The organism is Actinospica robiniae DSM 44927 (genome assembly GCF_000504285.1).
Taxonomy (GTDB): domain Bacteria; phylum Actinomycetota; class Actinomycetes; order Streptomycetales; family Catenulisporaceae; genus Actinospica; species Actinospica robiniae.
The window spans coordinates 6,432,878-6,450,503 of sequence record NZ_KI632511.1 but is presented as its reverse complement, the minus strand read 5'-3'; the positions used below and the strand labels follow the sequence as shown (position 1 = coordinate 6,450,503).

16 protein-coding genes and 1 pseudogene are annotated in these 17,626 nt (G+C 70.9%); 3 read left to right on the top strand and 14 right to left on the bottom strand.

Annotated features, from left to right (window positions below):
• Window positions 1-20: 20 nt before the first annotated feature.
• Genes ACTRO_RS27600 through ACTRO_RS27590 form a run of 3 tightly spaced genes read right to left on the bottom strand, consistent with a single transcriptional unit; the run spans window position 21 to window position 3,188 of the window.
• Complete coding sequence (locus tag ACTRO_RS27600; protein ID WP_051451474.1) at window positions 21-1,781, bottom strand: copper resistance CopC/CopD family protein; 1,761 nt, start codon at window positions 1,779-1,781, stop codon at window positions 21-23.
• Complete coding sequence (locus ACTRO_RS27595) at window positions 1,778-2,539, bottom strand: YcnI family copper-binding membrane protein (protein ID WP_034267681.1); 762 nt, start codon at window positions 2,537-2,539, stop codon at window positions 1,778-1,780. The genes ACTRO_RS27600 and ACTRO_RS27595 overlap by 4 nt, the downstream gene beginning before the upstream one ends.
• Before the next feature lie 40 nt (window positions 2,540-2,579).
• Complete coding sequence (locus tag ACTRO_RS27590; RefSeq protein ID WP_034267678.1) at window positions 2,580-3,188, bottom strand: hypothetical protein; 609 nt, start codon at window positions 3,186-3,188, stop codon at window positions 2,580-2,582.
• A 101-nt stretch (window positions 3,189-3,289) separates the two neighbouring features.
• On the opposite strand from ACTRO_RS27590, the gene ACTRO_RS27585 reads away from it, so the two are divergent.
• The 3 genes from ACTRO_RS27585 to ACTRO_RS27575 all read left to right on the top strand — a co-directional run bounded on the left by ACTRO_RS27585 (window position 3,290) and on the right by ACTRO_RS27575 (window position 5,582).
• Complete coding sequence (locus tag ACTRO_RS27585) at window positions 3,290-3,931, top strand: DUF5134 domain-containing protein (RefSeq protein ID WP_034267676.1); 642 nt, start codon at window positions 3,290-3,292, stop codon at window positions 3,929-3,931.
• Window positions 3,932-4,012: 81 nt separating this feature from the next.
• Complete coding sequence (locus tag ACTRO_RS27580) at window positions 4,013-5,011, top strand: hypothetical protein (RefSeq protein WP_034267673.1); 999 nt, start codon at window positions 4,013-4,015, stop codon at window positions 5,009-5,011.
• 10 nt (window positions 5,012-5,021) lie between these two features.
• Window positions 5,022-5,582 carry a GNAT family N-acetyltransferase gene (locus tag ACTRO_RS27575; RefSeq protein WP_034267670.1) on the top strand — a complete coding sequence of 187 codons (561 nt, stop codon included), beginning with the start codon at window positions 5,022-5,024 and terminating at the stop codon, window positions 5,580-5,582.
• Window positions 5,583-5,619: 37 nt separating this feature from the next.
• On the opposite strand, the gene ACTRO_RS27570 is transcribed toward ACTRO_RS27575, so the two are convergent.
• From ACTRO_RS27570 to ACTRO_RS27515, 11 genes and pseudogenes are all read right to left on the bottom strand, one after another.
• Window positions 5,620-6,606, bottom strand: coding sequence for a cytochrome c oxidase assembly protein (locus ACTRO_RS27570; protein ID WP_245594511.1), 987 nt, complete (start codon window positions 6,604-6,606; stop codon window positions 5,620-5,622).
• Between the two features lie 1,438 nt (window positions 6,607-8,044).
• Complete coding sequence (locus ACTRO_RS27560) at window positions 8,045-9,562, bottom strand: NADH-quinone oxidoreductase subunit N (protein ID WP_034267666.1); 1,518 nt, start codon at window positions 9,560-9,562, stop codon at window positions 8,045-8,047.
• Complete coding sequence (locus tag ACTRO_RS27555; RefSeq protein ID WP_034267663.1) at window positions 9,559-11,097, bottom strand: complex I subunit 4 family protein; 1,539 nt, start codon at window positions 11,095-11,097, stop codon at window positions 9,559-9,561. The genes ACTRO_RS27560 and ACTRO_RS27555 overlap by 4 nt, the downstream gene beginning before the upstream one ends.
• On the bottom strand, window positions 11,097-12,986 hold the full coding sequence (locus ACTRO_RS27550) for an NADH-quinone oxidoreductase subunit 5 family protein (protein ID WP_211244424.1): 1,890 nt from the start codon (window positions 12,984-12,986) through the stop codon (window positions 11,097-11,099). Before ACTRO_RS27550 ends, ACTRO_RS27555 begins: the two co-directional genes overlap by 1 nt.
• Window positions 12,983-13,348, bottom strand: a complete 366-nt coding sequence (nuoK, locus tag ACTRO_RS27545; protein WP_084316557.1) for an NADH-quinone oxidoreductase subunit NuoK — start codon at window positions 13,346-13,348, stop codon at window positions 12,983-12,985. The genes ACTRO_RS27550 and nuoK overlap by 4 nt, the downstream gene beginning before the upstream one ends.
• Window positions 13,348-13,917 carry an NADH-quinone oxidoreductase subunit J family protein gene (locus ACTRO_RS27540; RefSeq protein WP_034267661.1) on the bottom strand — a complete coding sequence of 190 codons (570 nt, stop codon included), beginning with the start codon at window positions 13,915-13,917 and terminating at the stop codon, window positions 13,348-13,350. The genes nuoK and ACTRO_RS27540 overlap by 1 nt, the downstream gene beginning before the upstream one ends.
• Window positions 13,907-14,485, bottom strand: coding sequence for a 4Fe-4S binding protein (locus ACTRO_RS27535; RefSeq protein ID WP_051452516.1), 579 nt, complete (start codon window positions 14,483-14,485; stop codon window positions 13,907-13,909). The genes ACTRO_RS27540 and ACTRO_RS27535 overlap by 11 nt, the downstream gene beginning before the upstream one ends.
• 80 nt (window positions 14,486-14,565) lie before the next feature.
• Window positions 14,566-15,534 (bottom strand): complex I subunit 1/NuoH family protein, encoded by a 969-nt coding sequence (locus ACTRO_RS27530; protein WP_034267659.1) that lies wholly within the window; start codon window positions 15,532-15,534, stop codon window positions 14,566-14,568.
• 73 nt (window positions 15,535-15,607) lie between these two features.
• Window positions 15,608-16,276, bottom strand: a complete 669-nt coding sequence (locus ACTRO_RS27525; protein WP_034277019.1) for an NADH-quinone oxidoreductase subunit C — start codon at window positions 16,274-16,276, stop codon at window positions 15,608-15,610.
• Between the two features lie 277 nt (window positions 16,277-16,553).
• Window positions 16,554-17,180 (bottom strand): annotated as a pseudogene (locus tag ACTRO_RS49890) (NADH-quinone oxidoreductase subunit B); the annotation flags it as partial.
• Between the two features lie 29 nt (window positions 17,181-17,209).
• A complete protein-coding gene (locus ACTRO_RS27515) occupies window positions 17,210-17,593 on the bottom strand; it encodes an NADH-quinone oxidoreductase subunit A (protein WP_034267656.1) in 384 nt (127 codons plus the stop codon).
• Window positions 17,594-17,626: the final 33 nt, after the last annotated feature.

Below are 17,626 nucleotides of genomic sequence, written 5' to 3'. Positions count from 1 at the left end.
CGGGTGCTTGACACCGCCGATCAGGGGCTGATCTTGATCGGAACCGTCACCGTGGTCTCGTCGAAGTCGTCGCTGCGGATCGTCACCGACAAGGTCCATTCGCCGGGGAACGTCAGCGCGATCGGGGTGTCGATGTAGTGGCCGGGGCCGTCGTGGATGACGGTGGCGTTCATCGGCCCGAGCTTGGCCGAGGCGAGCGAGAACTGCATGGTCAGCTGGGCCGCGTCGTACGGCAGGCCCTTGCTGTTGTCGAGGTAGAGGTGCGCCTGGTTCAGACCCACTTTGCCGGGGCTGAAGAAGACGCTGAGCGTGCCCTTGGCCGTGCCGGTGTCGAAGGTCAGGTTGGCGCTCGTCGGGCCGGAGGCGGCCGCCTGGGCCGCGCGCCCGGGCTCGCTGGCCACCAGGATCGAGCTGAACACGAGCACGACCATCGCGACGACCGCCTCGAGCACCACCGAACGGCGCAGTCGGAGCAGCAGCCCGTCCGCGTCGATCCGCTGCGCCTCGGGGACGGCGCTGCTGCCGGTGTGCTCGACGGCACGCCGGATCCAGTCGCGGGCCATCCAGCCGAGCCCGATCAGGACGCAGATCCCGCCGATCTTGAGCACGACGAGCCGGCCGTACGCCGTGTCGCCGAGCGCCGCCCAGGATCCGACGCCGCGCCAGGCCTGGTAGACGCCGCTGACCACGAGTGAGCCGACGCAGCACAGCGCGAGCCGGGAGAAGGTGCGCACGGCGGGCACGGCGTCCTCCGCGGCGGCCTCGGCGGCCGGGCGGCAGACCACCAGCGCCAGCATGGCCAGACCGCCCAGCCACAGGCCCATGGCGCTGATGTGCACCAGGTCGGAGAAGACCGCCAACGGCACCTGGATGCCGGTGGACGCGTGGTCCGCGGCGGCCCAGGTCGCCGCTCCGGCCACGCCGAGCACACCGGCCGAGCCGAGGAACAGCGCGCGGCCGCGGGCGGTGGCCGCGGGCAGGCGCCCGAGCGTGGCGGCGAGCAGCGGCGCGACGGCGGCCAGCAGGATCAGCCGCGCGAGCACAGCCTGCCCGAAGCGGGTGTCGAGCGTGCCGCGCAGCACGCTGCCGTCCAGGGCGTCGCCGAGCGGCAGTTCCCCGGCGTAGGCGCCCTGCACCACCAGCACCCCGAGCGCGGCCGCCAGCGAGGCCGTCCAGCCGATCGCGAGCAGCCGGAAGGCCCGGGGGTCGGAGCCGCCGGTCGGCCGGCACAGGGCGAGGAAGACGAAGCCGCCGAAGAGCAGGGCGTAGCCGAGATATCCGAGCCAGCGCAGCGAACCGTAGAAGACGCCCACGGCCCGGCTGGAGGAGACGTTGATCGTGGCCTGATCCACCTTGGTGGAGCTCGCCGCGCCGACGGAGAACACGTAGGCGCCCTCGACCGGGTGCGAGTCGGCCGAGATGACGTGCCAGGCGACGGTGTAGGTGCCGTTACCCAGACCCGCACGCAGGTTGATCTGGATCGTGTCAGGGTTCGAGGTGGCGGTGGTCTGGCCGTCGTCGACGCGCTTGCCGGCCGGGTCGAACACCCGGATGCTGTCCGCGCTGATCCCGACGGATTCGTCGAAGGTCAGGCTGACGTCGGCGGGCCCGGAGGAGACCACGGCGCTCTGTGCCGGGCTGGTGTTCTCCAGCGTGGCGTGGGCGGAGGCGGGGCCGGCCGCGGCGAAGACCACGACCACGGCCGCACCGGCCGCCGCGAGCAGGGCGCGCAGGCCCTTGCGGCGACCGATGCGGGGACCCGCGAGGGTCGGTCGGTTCACTGAGAGCTGCCCTGCCGGTTCTTGCGGGCCGTCAGGAGCGCGCCCACGCCGGCGATCGCGCCGATCGCGCCGAGCACGAGGCCGGCCACGCCCAGGCCGTCACCGGAGGACGACGAGGATCCGGACGAGGCGGAGGCGGAGGTGCCGCTCCGGGCGGCCGGCGCGGCGGAGGTGGACGGGCCGGCCGCGGCGTCCGAGTCCGAGTCCGACGCGGGCGTCAGGGTGAGCACCGGAGCGGGGTGCTCCGGGTCGGTGTCGGTGCTCGAGCTCAGGTCGATCCAGCGCACGACGTTGCCGTCGGAGTAGGTCTGCACGGCCTTGAAGACGAGCTGGTCGGCATCGCTCGGCAGCGGGTCGACCGAGATCTGGAAGTCCTGGTACTGGCCGGGGGCGATGCTGCCGCCGGTCCAGTCGACCTCGTCGACGGCGGTGGTGAAGGTGCCGTCGTCGGTGGTGAGCGGCTTGGCCAGCTTGACCGTGTGCAGCGTGACGGTCCAGCCGGGCACCGGCTTGGCGAGCACCTGCGCGATCGGGTGGTCGGTGGGGATCTGCAGCTGGAGCTCGACCGTGTTCGCGTTCGCCTCCTCGTCGGGCACCTTGAAGGTGAGCTCCGCGGTCGAGCCCTGCGGCAGCGAGCCGGGGCTGACGGTCACGTGCGCGGAAGCGGTCGAGGCGATGGCGAGGCCGGTGAGGGTCAGGGCGGCCACGGCGGCGACGCGGCGGCCACGGCGCGTGGGCACGCCGAAGGAAGAAAGCATGGAATGGCGTCCTTGTGTAGGGGTTCGGGTTCCTCCTTGCTCAGCTCGGTACGACGCACGGCGGGGGGCCGCGCAGCACCCGCGGGCTCGGCGTGGGACGTCCGGAAAGGCGGGCGGTTTTCCGCGCGGTGGCGTGAAAATTACTCGGGCGGGCGCCTGCGGGGGCGGCCCGGAAGGCTCGGCCGACGGCCAGCGCCACGGCGGCGCGGTCGGCCGCGCGGCGGGCGATCGCGGGCAGGGCGCGGCAGAGTTCGAAGAAGCTGCGCTCGCCGAGACCGAGCCAGACGCCGCAGATCAGCACGGCCAGCGTGTGCGCGACCAGCATCGCGACGGTGGTGTGGGCCGGGGCGCTGCCGCCGAAGCCGGGCGGCATGCCCGGCATCGCCGAGGGGGTGGGCGGACAGAACCACCCGAGCTCGACGTGCAGGCAGAGCTGGCCGACGCCGAGGGCGAGGGTGACCACGGCCGGCCGGCGTTCGCACCGGGCCAGGCCGTAGGCGGCCAGCCAGACCACCGGCGCGGCCAGCGCGGGGCCGACCCAGCCGGGGTCGCAACCGTCGGCGACCCGGTGCAGCACCGTGCCCACGCCGACGCAGACCAGCGCGAAGAGCGCGGCGCGCGCCGTTCGTGCCGATCCATCCGAATTCACGCCGTCAATACTGTCGCACCACTGCCCTAACGTGAATACCGGGGGTGGCGCGGGGGCAGCCTCCTAGGTGGAGACGCCTACTATCTGGAGGGATGGGGGGAATGCTGAGTGATTCCGCACTCTTGTCCTGGTTCTTCACGCTCGTCTTGCTGGCTCTCGCGGCCCGCGCCACGGCACGGCTGGCGCTGGCCCGAGGCTCGGGCGGCGCGCTGACGGGCGCGGCGCGCAACGCGGAGGTCGCGCACGCCGCGATGGGCTTCGGCATGGCGATCCTGCTCGTGCCCGGACTGCCGCGGCCGCCGACGTCGGTGAGCCTGGCCTTCTTCGCCGTCCTGACCGGCTTCGCCGCCTTCACCTCGGTGCGCGGCGTGACGGCGCGGCTACGCGGCCGGCAGGTGAACTGCGGCTGCGCGCCGAAGGATTCGACGCACCTGCTCGATCCGCATCACGCGATCGTCGGTGCGGCGATGATCGTGATGCTGCTGCGGCCGGCCGCGGACATGGGCATGAGCTCGATGCCGGGCATGACGACGATGCTGCCCACCGGAGCTCCCGGGGTGGCCGTGCTGGGGTTCCTGGCGTACGTCTGGGTCGCCGCGCTCGTGCTCGGCTACGGCATGACGAAGCTGTTGCCGGCCACGGTAGGGACGAGCGGCACTGGCGCGCTGCTCGGCTCTCCGGCGACGGTCTACGGCTGCGAACTGGCCATGACCGTACTTACGGGGCTGATGCTACTGAGCTAGCGTGCTATTGAGCTAATACCAAATCAGATCCGCTTCCGGCGGGCACCGTGCTGACACCTGGGGAGGGGTGGGGGCGGGGGCATGACCGAACAGTTCCTCACCGTGACGCGTGACCGAGGCCGCGTCGCGCGCTGGCTGGCGATCGGATTCCTGGTCGCCGACGCGGCGCTGAACACCGTGCTGATCTTCCAGCCGTACAACACGTCCGTGCCATCCGACCAGCACCTTTACGACGCGCTGACCTCGATGCCGGACGTGCTCAACTTCCTCCTCGGCGCCTTGGTCTGCGCGGCGCTGCTGGTGGCGCCCCGGACCAGGAACTTCGCCGTCGGCTACGGCCTGGGCTTGTGCGGACTCTGGTTCGCGAACGTCGTGTGCGACCTCCGCTGGCCGAAGTACGGCATGGGCACGCAGACGACCATCGACCGGTGCATCACGGGGTGTCAGGTGCTGGCGTTGCCGGCCGCGATCTGCGTCATACTCCTCGGCTTGCGCGGGAGCGGCGGCCAGGCGCCGCCGGCCTTCGAGCGGCGGCCGAAGCCACGTCCGGCCGTGCTGATCACCGGTCTCGTGACACTCGCCCTCTCGCTGGCGTCCGACTTCGTCACGACGCTCCACATCGCCGTACCGGAGCAGAACGGCTCGACCCGATCGATCACCTGCTGCACGTTCGGCTCGCTGAACGCCGGCGCCAAGGCGGACTTGTTCCTGTCACTGGCCCTGACCATCGCGCTGATCCTGCTGGCCGCGAACGTCGGCTCCGCGGCGACGGCCAGTGGGATCTTCGCGGGCTTGTTCACCACGGTCGTCGGCGGACTGGCGGTATACGTCGCGGCGATCTGCTTCCCGATCGAATTCCACATCGGCATACTCAACCGCGCTATACCCGCGGGGACGGTTTTGCACGCGAGCGCTTACCCGGAGTACTCGCCGCGCGTCGGCTTCTGGCTGGCCACGACGGCCGTGCTCGCGCTCGGCGCACTCGCCTTCATCAGTGGATTGATGTACAGGTCGGCTCGGGACATTCACCACACCCGGGCATACCATGTGCCGGACACCGGACTACAGCGTATGGAGTGACAGGAGCACCGTGTCCGTCACGCTCGATTCCTTCGCGGTTCCCGCGACCACCGCCGCCCCCGCGCTGACCCTGCGCACCTGGCGCGAGCGCGACGTCCCGGTGATCGTCGCGGCGCACGCGGACCCGCTCGTCCGCGGCCGCTCGCCGCAGCCGCTGACCGACGAGACGGCCGTGCACGCCTGGTTCGAGCGGCTCGACGACGGCTGGGCGGCCGGCACCTTGTACGTGCTCGCCATCGTCGAGGGCGAGGAGGCGGACGCGGACGCGCTCGGGCTGATCGCGGTCAGCCGGCCGGACCGGGAGAGCGAGACAGCCGACGTGACCTACTGGACCGTGGCCGAGCGCCGCGGCCGGGCGTTCGCGCCGCGCGCGCTGGACGCCGTCATCGACTGGCTCGACTCCGAGGCCTGGACCGACGACCCGCTGCGCACCCTGCGGCTGACCCACAGCGGCGACAACGACGCCGCCTGCCGGGTGGCCGAGAAGTCCGGCTTCGAACTCGAGCGCGAGCTGGCGCCGAAGACGCCGAAGTACCCGCTGCCCGGGCACCTGCACACCCGCAAGCTGTGACGGTCCGGCCCGCGAGCCGCCCGGACCGGCTGCGGAATCAGGACTCGACGGACGAGGTGTCGCCGGAACGCTGGGCCAGCCCGGCCAGGAAGGCGTTGTAGTCGTTGAGCTCCTGGTCGCCGTCGCGGTCGGCCTTGCGGTCCGTGCGCTTGGCCTCGCGCTGGTCCGAACGGGCCCACTGCACGAACAGCACCAGCAGCACCACGATCGTCGGCGCCTCGCCGAAGGCCCAGGCGATCGAGCCGGCCGTGTTCTGGTCGGACAGGGCGGTCAGGTGCCAGGCCGCCGGCGGGTTGGCGAACGCGGTCTCGAACACGCTGTCGGACATCATGATCGCGATGCCGAAGAACGCGTGGAACGGCATGACCGCGAACAGTTCGAGGATCCGGATGACGAAGGGCGAGCGGTGCGGCGCCGGGTCCACGCCCATGACCGGCCAGAAGAAGAGCAGGCCGACCATGAGGAAGTGCACCAGCATGAAGTCGTGCCCGACCCGGCTGCGCATCAGCGAGTCGAACAGCGAGCTGAAGTAGAGCCCGTACAGGCTCACGATGAACAGCGGCAGCGTGAACAGCGGCGAGGAGACGACCTTCGCGAACCGGCTGTGCAGCAGCGCCAGCAGCAGCTCGCGCGCGCCCGTGCGGCCCTGCCCGGCCGGCCGCAGCACCCGCAGGGCGAGCGTGATCGGCGCGCCGAGGAGCAGGAAGAGCGGGTCGACCATGGAGAGCATCATGTGCTGGATCATGTGCACGCTGAACAGGTACATGCCGTACTCGTTGAAGCCGGTGCACGTGATGGCGACGAAGACGAGCATGCCGACGAGGAAGCTGAGCGTGCGCCCGATCGGCCAGCGGTCCCCGCGGCGCACCAGCCGGGCCACGCCGAACAGGTACAGCGCGACGGCCAGGATGCTCGCGGCCAGGAAGAAGGCGTCCGGGTGCCACGTCAGGTACGCGGAGAACCCGGGTGGGGGCAGGGTGTCCGCCCCAGGCATCCCCGGCATTCCCGACATGCTGCTGGCCATGCCCGCCACTCTAACCCCAGCCGTGGAGACGTCCACGGCTGGGGTTGCTTATCGCGACTTGATGATCAGCTGGGTGTTGGAGGGAGTGGCTCGTCGGGTCGGGTGGTCGTCGCGGATGGGCGGCCGCTTCGCGTCGCCTGTTCTTCTGTCCACCCACCCATCCGTTGCGTAGCGGGGCGGGCTGGGGTTTCAAGATCTCGCCTCCGGCGCGGGCGCTTCCCTCGGAGAGAGTGCCGGGTTCTGTGGGGTGCTGGCGTGGCGGGGCGGGCTGACGTCGGGGGTGGTCGGGTGCCGGGGGTGTGCTCTCTCCTCCGCCGGGCACCAGAGGCAATCAGGAACCTGCCGGGAACTCAAGCGGCGGCGGCTTCCGTTGATGCTCGATCTTGCATCGCGCCGCTTGACCTCCCGGCAGAACCCTGATCGGGCTTCGCCTGCCCGACCGAGGAGAGAGCACACCCCCTGAGGGACGAGTCCGAGCTGCGCTCGGGCCGAGTCCCATCCCGTGGCCCGGTCGCGCTTGATGCACGATCTTGCATCGCCGTTCTGGGCCACTGTCTTCTTCTCTACTCGTTCAACGCCGGGGAGCACGCCCGAGTTACCCGGAAATATCCTGGATTTTCCTTAATCGGCAAAGGCCGGATACGCGGCTTTTGTCGGTAGCGGCGTCTAGCATGGAAGAGTACAGGGATCGGGACTCGTGGCGGGAGGGGCGGTGAACGGAGTGACTTGGCAGACGGCGTCAGGGGTGTGGCCGAAAACGGTGCAGGATTTCCCCTCGGCGCGCGACCGGACCACGCGATCCCACGCATCGCGGCGAACACCGGGTGGATCGGACCAGGGCGATGCAGGAATTCACATCAGGCACGATCGGAGCGCCGAAGCCTTCGCGCGGATCGAGAACCTGGATGCTCGGATCAGGCCGATGCAGAATCCTTCCGCATCGAGCGCGGCCGGATCACGGGACAGGACTCGGCCCGAGCGCAGCGCACACCACTCCCCCAGGGGGTGGGCTCTCTCCTCGGTCGGGCAGGCGAAGCCCGATCAGGGTTCTGCCGGGAGGTCAAGCGGCGCGATGCACGATTCAGCATCAACCCAGGCCACCGCCGCTTGACCTCCCGGCAGGTTCCTGATTGCCTCCGGGGACCGACCGAGGAGAGAGCACACACCCGCAACCCCACCACCCCGAACCCCAACCCGCCCCACCAACAACAGCACCCACACGAACCCGGCACTCTCTCCGAGGGAAGGCCCCCGCCGGAGGCGAAAGCTTGAAACCCCAGCCCACCCCGCCAACGCAACGGGTGGGCGGGTGGTCAGACGAACCGGGCGGCGCGAAGCGGCCGCCCACACCAAGACAACCACCCCGACCCGACCGGCCACCACCTCCCACCAACACTCAGCCGATTATCAAATCGCGCTAGTGTCCCGATCCGCCGGGCTACCGGAAGGCCGGAGCCGGATAGAACGAGAAGACGATCGAGACCGCCAGCGCCAGGCCGATCGCCAGGCGCGGGCCGAGCGGCACCGGGCGGGTCGGCGCGGGCGCGAGGCCCTCGCCGGCCGGGGCGAACAGCGCTGCGGCCCAGCGCAGGTAGTAGAACAGCCCGATCACCACGTTCACCGCCATCACCACGGCCAGCCAGGTCAGGCCGCCGGAGGTGGCCGCGCGGAAGACGGCGACCTTGGCGAACAGGCCCATCAGACCCGGCGGCAGCCCGGCCAGGCAGAGCAGGAAGAAGCCGAGCGGCCAGGCCGCGCGCGGCTGACGGGCGCCCAGGCCGCGGTAGCCGGCCAGTTCCCCGCCGCCGGGCAGCGTGCCGGCGACCGCGCTGACCACACCGAACGCGCCCAGGTTCATGGCCGCGTAGAACACCAGGTAGGCGACGGACGCGGTCACGGCCGGTCCGAGGCCGCCCGCGGAGAGCACCGGCACCCGGCTCACGTCGGCGCCGTTCCACATGGTCACGGCCAGCGGCACCAGCACGTAGCCGGCCTGCGCGACCGTCGACCAGGCCAGCAGGCGCACGGCCGAGCGCTGCCGCAGCGCCACCACGTTGCCCACGGTCATGGTGACCGCGGCCAGGATCGCGATCAGCACCGAGAGGTCGTGCATCTCGGTGCGGAAGGCCAGTTCCAGCGTCACGATCAGGCCCGCGAAGCCGGCGGTCTTCGAGACCACCGACAGGTACGCGGCGACCGGGACGGGCGCGCCGGAGTAGACCTCGGGCGTCCAGAAGTGGAAGGGCACGGCCGAGATCTTGAACGCGAACCCGGCCAGGGTGAGCACCATGCCCGCCGTCAGGATCGAGGCGTGGTAGCCGGTGAGTGTCAGCGCGGCCTGGATGTCGGCGAAGTACACCGTGCCGGTCACGCCGTAGACCAGCGAGATCCCGAAGAGCATCACCGCGGTGGAGGCCACCGACATGAGGAAGAACTTCAGCGCCGCCTCCGCCCCCGTGGTGGCGTCCCCGCGCCTGCGGCCGAAGCCGACCAGCGCGTAGGCCGGCAGCGAGAGCGTCTCGAGCGCGACGGTCATGGTGATGAAATCGCGGGCCCCGGCCATCAGCAGCGCGCCGGTGAGCGAGCACAGCAGCAGGAAGTGGTACTCGCCGAAGGGCACCTTGAACCGGCGCGGTGCCATCAGCACCGTCAGCAGCGTGCCCGCGATCAGCACGGTCTGGATGGTCAGGGTGAACGAGTCGACCGAGTAGGAACAGCTGAGCGCGCCGGTGTGGTGCGTGTTCAGACAGAACGTCAGCCGCGGCTCGTCGTTCGCGCCGGAGAGCCACAGGCCGAGCTCGGCGCCGAGCCCCAGCACGAGGACGCCCGCGGTCGCCCACGGCAGCGCGGCCTTGCCCTTGGGCCCGGCGAACAGGTCCGCGATCAGCACGCCCAGCGCGCCGACGGCGACCAGCAGCAGCGGCGTGATCGCGGCGTAGTCGATGGACTGGTTCAACGCCGGGCTCCGATCGCGGTGGCGGCACCGATCACGTGGTTGACGGCCGGATCGGCGGCCGCGAGCACCACGGCCGGCCACAGTCCGGTGAGCAGGGTCAGGCCGGCCAGCGGCAGCCAGGAGACGAACTCGTAGGGCTTCAGGTCGTAGTCGCCGACGCGCGGCTCGGACAGTTCGCCCATGCAGACCCGGCGCACCACCATCAGCAGGTACGCGGCGGTCAGCACCATACCGACGCCGGCGATGCCCATGTAGATGTGGAACGCGGTCTCGCTCAGCCCCGCGCCCGGCCGCGCCGCGCCGATCAGGGCGAACAGCTCGCCCCAGAACCCGGCCAGGCCGGGCAGGCCCAGCGAGGCGATCGCGGCGAAGACCAGCAGCGCGCCGAAGCGGCGGGCCCGGCCGTAGAGGCCGCGGCCGAGCGCGTACAGGTCGGTCGTGCCGTAGCGCAGCTTCAGCCCGCCGACCTGGAAGAAGAGCAGGCCGGTGATCAGGCCGTGCGCGATCGAGGCGAACAGCGCGCCGTCCAGGCCCACCTGGGTCATGGTGGCGATGCCGAGCAGGGTGAAGCCCATGTGGCCGACCGAGGAGTAGGCGATCAGCCGTTTGAGGTCCCCGCCTTCGCGGATCTGCGCGATACAGGCGAGCGAGCCGTACACGATGCCGACCACGCCGAGCGCGCCGAGGGCGACGGCGTACTGCGCCAGACCCTGCGGCAGCATGCCGGCGCCGACCCGGATGAAGCCGTACGTGCCCATCTTCAGCAGCACGCCGGCCAGCAGCACCGAACCGACCGTGGGCGCCGAGGTGTGCGCGTCCGGGAGCCAGGTGTGCAGCGGCCACATCGGCGTCTTGATGCCGAAGCCGATGCCGACCAGGACGAACGCCAGCCCCTGGGCCGCGCGCGTCATGCCGGAACCGTGCGCGGCCTGCAGCACGACCATGTCGAAGGTGCCGGTCTTGGCGTGGATCACCAGGAAGCCGAGCAGCATCAGGGCCGAGCCGAGCAGCGTGTAGAGGATGAACTTCGTCGCCGACTGCTGCTTGGTCGCGCCGCCGTTCGGCGCGTCGCTGCCCCAGTGCGAGATCAGGCCGTACATCGGGATCAGCACGACTTCGAAGAAGACGAAGAACAGCAGCAGGTCCAGCGCCTCGAAGGTGCCGATCATGCCGATCTCGAGGGCCAGCAGCAGCGCGGTGAACGACCGGGCCCGGTCCGCGCCGGCCGAGGTGCGCTGCGCGTAGAACAGGCACAGCGCGGAGAGCAGCGTGGTCAGCAGCAGCAGCGGCAGCGAGACGCCGTCGATGCCGAGGTGGAAGTGCAGGTCCAGCGCGGAGATCCAGCTGACGTCGATCTGGCCCTGGAAGCCGGCGCCGCGCGCGTAGTCGAACAGCGGCAACAGGATCAGCGACAGCACGAAGGTGACGGCGCCGGTGAGGGTGCCGATGCGCGCCGCGAGCCCGGCCGGGGCGGCGTAGAGCGCGAGCAGTCCGGCGGCCGGGATCAGCAGAAGCAGCAACAGGATCGCGGACATCAGCTCACCGTCCCGACGTACGCGTACACGGCGGCCATGATCAGGACTCCGAGGAACAGACAGGTGAGATAGAGCTGGACGCTGCCGGTCTGCAGCCGGCGCAGCAGCGTGCCGAGGCCGCGCGCGCCCACACCGGAGCCGCGCACGTACGCGTCGACGACGTTCTCGTCCAGGAACGCGATGAGCTTCGCGGCCGCGCGCACCGGGCGGACCACGGCCATGGCGATCAGCGCGTCGAAGCGGAAGCCGTCGAGCAGCAGGCCGCGGGCCGGACCGAGCAGCACCACCGCCGGGTCCGTCTTCGGATCCCGCCGCCAGACGAGGTAGACCAGGCCGCCGAACACCACCACGATCAGCAGCGACAGCAGCGTGGTCAGACCGCCGGGCCACAGATCCGACGGGGAGCCGAGCAGCGAGCCGGCCTCGCCGGACCAGCCGCCGATCACCCGGGAGAACCCCGTCCCGGCCAAAACCACCAGGCCCAGGCACGCGGACGGGATCGCCAGCAGGATCAACGGGATCAGCTCGGTCTGCGGCGCCTCGATCCGCTCGTCGTGCTCGTGCGGGGCCTCCGGGAAGGGTCCGTGGAACATCCCGAGCCACAGCCGCACCGCGTACGCCGCGGTCAGCCCGGCCGTGATCAGTCCCGCCACCAGCACGATCCGGCCGGGGGCGGCGAACTCGCCGGGCGCGTTGTAGGCCGCGCCGAGCACGCCCTCCTTGCCGAAGAAGCCGGACAGCGGCGGGATCCCGGCCAGCGCGAGCAGGCCGACGGTCATCGAGGTGTAGGCCACCGGCATCCGGTAACGCAGCCCGCCCATCCGGCTCAGCTCGTTCGAACCGACCCGGTGGATGACCACGCCGGCCGCGAGGAAGAGCAGCGCCTTGAACGCACCGTGCACCAGCAGCAGGTAGATCGCCTGGGTGCGTCCGCCCACCGCGAGGCCGCCGAGCATGTAGGCGAGCTGGCTGACGGTCGAATAGGCCAGGATCTTCTTCACGTCGGTCTGCGCCAGCGCGCACAGCGCCGAGCCGAACATGGTGATCGCGGCGATCACGGCCATCGCGATCAGCACGTCGGGCGCGAGCGCGAACACCGGGTAGAGCAGCGCGATCAGGTAGATGCCGGCCGCGACCATGGTCGCCGCGTGGATCAGGGCACTGATCGGGGTCGGGCCGGCCATCGCGTCCGGCAGCCAGGAGTGCAGCGGGAACTGGGCGCTCTTGCCGAGCACGCCGCACAGCAGCAGCGCGGCGATCCAGCCCGGCTGGCGCAGCGCGCCGCCGTCGACGTAGGCGAGCACGTCGTGGATCTGGAAGGACCCGGCCTGCACGCCCAGCGCGATCAGGCCGAACAGGAACGGCACGTCGCCGGCGACCGTCATCAGGAACGCCTTGATCGAGGCCGCCCGGCCGACCTGCCGCTCCCAGTAGTGGCCGATCAGGAAGTACGAGCAGGCGCCCATGACCTCCCAGCCGACGAGCAGCACGATCAGGTTCGCCGCGAACACGACCGTGAGCATCGCGGCCGTGAACAAGGAGATCAGCGCGGCGTACGAGGCGTAGCGCGGCTCCCCGCCGAGGTAGGTGGTCGAGAAGACCTGCACGCACAGGGCGACCGCGGTCACGAGCACCGCGGTGAGCGCGGCCAGGCCGCTCACCCGGGTGCCGATCTCGATCTGGAACGCCCCGGCGGTGCCGATGTCGTAAGTCCGCGTGGACGTGCCGCCGGTGCCCTGGTCCAGCGCCACGATGATGCTGAGCACCAGCGAGACGGCGATCGGCGCGGTGGACCAGAACTTCACGTGCCGCAGGTCGCGGCCGCCGGCGAAGGTGACGGCCGAGCCGAAGGCAGGCAGCAGCAACATCAGGAAAGCGAGCGTGTTCACCGCAGCACCCCGGGCTCGTCGGTGGCGGCCAGTTCGTCGGCGCCGAAACTCTCCACCGGCTCGGCCAGCACGCGCTGCTCGCCGAGGTCGGCGGTGGCGCGCTGCCGGTAGAGCAGGAGCACGATCGCGAGGCCGAGGCCCGTCTCGGCGGCCGCGATGGTGATGATGAACAGGGTGAAGACCTGGCCCATGCCGTAGCGGTCGCGCAGGATCGCGCTGAAGGCGACCAGGTTCAGCGTCACGGCGTTGAGCAGCAGCTCGAGGGCCATCAGCACGGCGATCGCGTTGCGCCGGGCCAGCACCCCGTAGAGCCCGAGGCTGAAGAGCAGCGCGCCGAGGACGAGCGGGTAGACGGCGTGCATCAGGCTTGGACCCCTTCGACCGGCTCGCTCGCGTCGTCGTCGGCGTCGTCGTGCCGCCGGGACAACGCGATCGCGCCCACCAGGGCCGCGAGCAGCAGCACGGACAGCGCCTCGAACGGCAGCACCCAGTAGCGGAACAGCTGCGTGCCCAGCCCGGCGCTGGAGCCCAGCGCGATCGAGTCGCGCGGCTCGAACCACGTGTGCCGATAGGCCTGGATGATCACCGTGACCAGCGTGCCGGCGGCGGCCAGGCCGACCAGCACGGCCGGCCAGCGGTGGGCCACGTCGAGCTCCTCGGTCGGGCCGATCGGCGCCTTCGTCAGCATCAGGCCGAACAGGAACAGCACGATCACCGCGCCGCCGTAGATCAGCACCTGGATCCAGGCCACCATCTCCGCGCCGAGCAGCAGGTACTCGATGCCGATCGCGCCCATGCAGACGATCAGCCAGAGCGCCGCGTGCACCAGGTTCTTGATCGTGACCACGAGCAGCCCCGAGCCGAGGACGACCAGGCCGACCAGCACGAAGACGATCTCGACGCCGGTGGGCGAGAGGTAGCTATGCGTCATCCGCAGGCCCCTCCTGCTGCTCGGCGTCAGGCCCGGTCTCCTGCTCGGCCTGATCCCGGGCCTCCTGCTCGGCCTGGCGCACCGCGTCGAGCTCCGCCTGGATGACCGCCTGCTTCTTGGCCGCGGCCTTCTGCGCCAGCGCGATCTCCTTCGGCTCCTCGGCCGCGTCGTCGAGAGCGACCGGCGGCGGGACGGACTCCACCCACTGGCCCAGCCGCGGCTTCTCGTGCAGCATCTCCCTGATGTCGTACTCGGCGTACTCGAACTCCGGCGACCACTCGAGCGCGTCGAACGGGCACACCTCGATGCAGATGCCGCAGTACATGCACAGCGAGAAGTCGATGGCGAAGCGGTCGAGCACGTTGCGGCTGCGCTCGCGCCCGCCCGGCGTCGGGGCCGGGATCGTCTCCTTGTGCGAGTCGATGTAGATGCACCAGTCCGGGCACTCGCGCGCGCAGAGCATGCAGGAGGTGCAGTTCTCCTCGATCAGCGCGATCACGCCGCGGGTGCGCGGCGGCAGCTCCGGCGCGACGTCCGGGTACTGCCGCGTGTGCGACTTGCCGACCATCGTCTTGAACGTGGTCGCCAGGCCCTGGGCCAGGCCGATGCCCGGCAGCTTCCGGCGTCCGGCGCCCTCGGGAATCTCGGTCACAGCACCCTCACCACCCCGGTGATCGCAAGCTGGGCCAGGGACAGCGGGATCAGCACCGTCCAGGCGAGTTTCTGCAGCTGGTCCGCGCGCAGCCGGGGATAGCTGACCCGCAGCCAGATCACCACGAACGCCAGCAGGAAGGTCTTGATCAGGGTCCAGAGCCAGCCCAGCTGCTGGTCGGCGAACGGACCGTGCCAGCCGCCGAGGAAGAGCACCGCGGTCAGCAGGCACAGCACCACGATCCCGGCGTACTCGGCCAGCAGGAACAGCGCGAAGCGCAGGCCGGTGTACTCGGTGAGGGCGCCGAAGATGAGCTCGGAGTCGGCCACCGGCATGTCGAACGGCGGACGCTGGAGCTCGGCGAGCCCCGCGGTGAAGAAGACGAAGCCGCCGATCAGCTGCCAGGGCAGCCAGTACCAGTGCCAGGCACCGAGGATGCCCGGGAGCGAGAGCGTGCCGGCCGCCATGGCCACCGACGCGGCCGCGAGCAGCATCGGCAGCTCGTAGGCCAGCAGCTGCGCGGCCGAGCGCAGGCCGCCGAGCAGCGAGTACTTGTTGCCGCTGGACCAGCCGGCCATCAGCGGGCCGATCACCGAGAGCCCCATCACGGCGAGCGCGAAGAAGAGCCCGAGGTCGAGTGCGACGCCCACCTGGGTGCCGGGACCGATCGGGATGACTATCAGCGCCAGCAGATAAGGGATCAGCGCGACGGCCGGGGCAAGCTGGAAGACGGTGCGGTCGGCCGCGTCCGGGACCACCGCCTCCTTCTGGGCGAACTTCACGCCGTCGGCGATCAGCTGCGCCCAGCCGTGGAAGCCGCCGGCCTCCATCGGCCCGAGCCGGCCCTGCATGTGGGCCATGGCCTTGTGCTCGGTCTGCCCGATCACCAGCGGCACGACCAGGAAGGCGGCGAAGACCACGACGATGCGCAGTACGACCTCGAGCCACCAGGTCAGAGAACTCATGACACCACCTCGCTAGCGCTCGGTAGGCGCATTCGCGGACGCACTGTGCCCTTTGAATCGCTCGCAAGCTCGCTCATGCGCCGGCCTCGGCTTCCGGATCCCCGGCCGGGGAGGCGTGCTCGGCGGGCGCGGGGGCGTCCGGCCGGTACGGCTTGAGCCATTCCTCGCCGGGCACGCCGGGCGGCAGCATACGGCGACGTCCGGGCGAGGCGGCGTGGTGCTCCGACTCTCCCGGCTCCTTGGCCCCGGGCCAGGCCTTGGCCACCCGGGAGGCGAGCACGAAGTCCTTGCGCAGCGGGTGGCCCTCGAAACCGTCCGGCAGCAGCAGCGGCTTGAGGTCCGGGTGGCCCTCGAAGTCGATCCCGAACATCTCGAAGGTCTCCCGCTCGTGCCACGCGGCGCCGCGGTAGACGCCCGTGGCCGTGGCCAGCCGGGCCCGGCCGTCGGCACTCTTGGGCACGCGGGTACGCAGGATCAGACCGCGGGCTCGGCCCAACCCGGCCGCGCGGTCCTCGGTCGCGCAGACGAACGCGGCGACCAGGTAGCCGACGTCGAGCTCGTCGACGGCGGTGAGCCAGTCCAGGAAGTCGGCGCCGAGCCCGTCGCGCGCGGCCGTGAGCGCCGCGACCCAGCCCTCGGCCGGGACGGTGGCCAGCACTCGGCCGTACTGCTCGGCCACCTCGGCGCTCTCGCCCAGCACCTGGCTGATCCGCGCCGGCAGCTCGGGATTCTCAGCGCTCACGGTCACGGTCCTGCTCCCAGGCCTGGTCCTCGACCGCCCGGTCGAACAGTTCCATCCCGTGGTCCCGGGCCTTGCGCAGCTCGCGGAAGTAGCGGCGGCGCGGCGGCCGCTTGCGCACGGCGGGCAGTTCGGCGGTGGTCTCGGTGATGATCGGCAGCTGCTCGGTCGGCTGGTCGGTGGCCGGCCGCAGCGGCGCGGGCTCGGGCGACGCGGGCGGCTCAGGCGACGCGGTCAGCTCCGTCGGCTCCGTCGGCTCGGCCGTCGCCTCCGTCGGCGGTTCGGGCGCGGCCGCGGGCGCGGGCTCGGCCGTCGGCGCGGGCGCGGCGGCGACCGACGGCGCGGGGACCGGCTTCGGCCCCTCCCCCGCCGGCACGGCCGGCGTCGCCGGCTTGGCCCGTCCCGGCCCGATCTGCTCCCGGGCGATCCGCTCCTGCAGCTTCACGATCCCCTGCAGCAGCGCCTCCGGCCGCGGCGGGCAGCCGGGCACGTACACGTCCACCGGGATGATCTGGTCCACGCCCTTGGTCACGCAGTACGAGTCCCAGTACGGGCCGCCGCAGTTGGCGCAGGAGCCGAACGAGATGACGTACTTGGGCTCGGGCATCTGCTCGTAGAGCCGCTTGACCGCCGGCGCCATCTTGTCGCTGACCGTGCCGGAGACCACCATCAGGTCGGCCTGGCGCGGACCCGGAGCGAGCGGGATCACGCCGAGCCGGATGAAGTCGTGCCGGGCCATCGAGGCCGCGATGAACTCGATCGCGCAACACGCCAGGCCGAAGTTGAACACCCACAGCGAGTAGCGCCGGCCCCAGTTGAGCACCAGCTTGATCGGCTTGGGCGCGAGCTCGAAGGCCGAGCCGAAGCGCCGGTCGGCCCCCTCGTCGGCGGGAACCGTCCCCGGCATCCCGAGCGGCACCGGCGAGCCGGTCCCGGTCACTGCTGCAGCCACGTCAGCACGCCCTTCTTATAGGCGTAGAGGATTCCCACCGCGAGGAATCCGAGGAATACGAACATCTCCACCAGCGTGGTGCCGCGGAATCCGGGCGCGGCGAACACCGTCGCCCACGGGAACAGATACACCGAGTCGACCGCGAAGATGACGTAGAGGTAGCCATAGACGTAATAACGCACATGGGTGTGCGCCCAGCCGGAACCGACCGGATCCACCCCGCATTCATAGCTCAGCTGTTTCTCCGGGGTCGGCCGCAGCGGCGCGAGCAGCCGGTTCGCCAGGAACGCGGCCGCCACGAAGAACACCCCGAGCAACAGCAGGATACCGATGATCGAGTACGCGGAGTAGTACGTCGTGTCTTTCATCTCGCGACTCCCACCACTCCGACCGGCCGACCT

Bases quoted from the DNA above. Each gene is read 5' to 3' on its own strand.
- ACTRO_RS27515 (WP_034267656.1), bottom strand. From the start codon at position 17,593: ATGAAAGACACGACGTACTACTCCGCGTACTCGATCATCGGTATCCTG.
- ACTRO_RS27585 (WP_034267676.1), top strand. From the start codon at position 3,290: ATGCTGAGTGATTCCGCACTCTTGTCCTGGTTCTTCACGCTCGTCTTG.
- nuoK (WP_084316557.1), bottom strand. From the start codon at position 13,348: ATGCACGCCGTCTACCCGCTCGTCCTCGGCGCGCTGCTCTTCAGCCTC.
- ACTRO_RS27570 (WP_245594511.1), bottom strand. From the start codon at position 6,606: ATGGCCAGCAGCATGTCGGGAATGCCGGGGATGCCTGGGGCGGACACC.
- ACTRO_RS27580 (WP_034267673.1), top strand. From the start codon at position 4,013: ATGACCGAACAGTTCCTCACCGTGACGCGTGACCGAGGCCGCGTCGCG.
- ACTRO_RS27595 (WP_034267681.1), bottom strand. From the start codon at position 2,539: ATGCTTTCTTCCTTCGGCGTGCCCACGCGCCGTGGCCGCCGCGTCGCC.
- ACTRO_RS27540 (WP_034267661.1), bottom strand. From the start codon at position 13,917: ATGACGCATAGCTACCTCTCGCCCACCGGCGTCGAGATCGTCTTCGTG.
- ACTRO_RS27555 (WP_034267663.1), bottom strand. From the start codon at position 11,097: ATGTCCGCGATCCTGTTGCTGCTTCTGCTGATCCCGGCCGCCGGACTG.
- ACTRO_RS27530 (WP_034267659.1), bottom strand. From the start codon at position 15,534: ATGAGTTCTCTGACCTGGTGGCTCGAGGTCGTACTGCGCATCGTCGTG.
- ACTRO_RS27535 (WP_051452516.1), bottom strand. From the start codon at position 14,485: ATGGTCGGCAAGTCGCACACGCGGCAGTACCCGGACGTCGCGCCGGAG.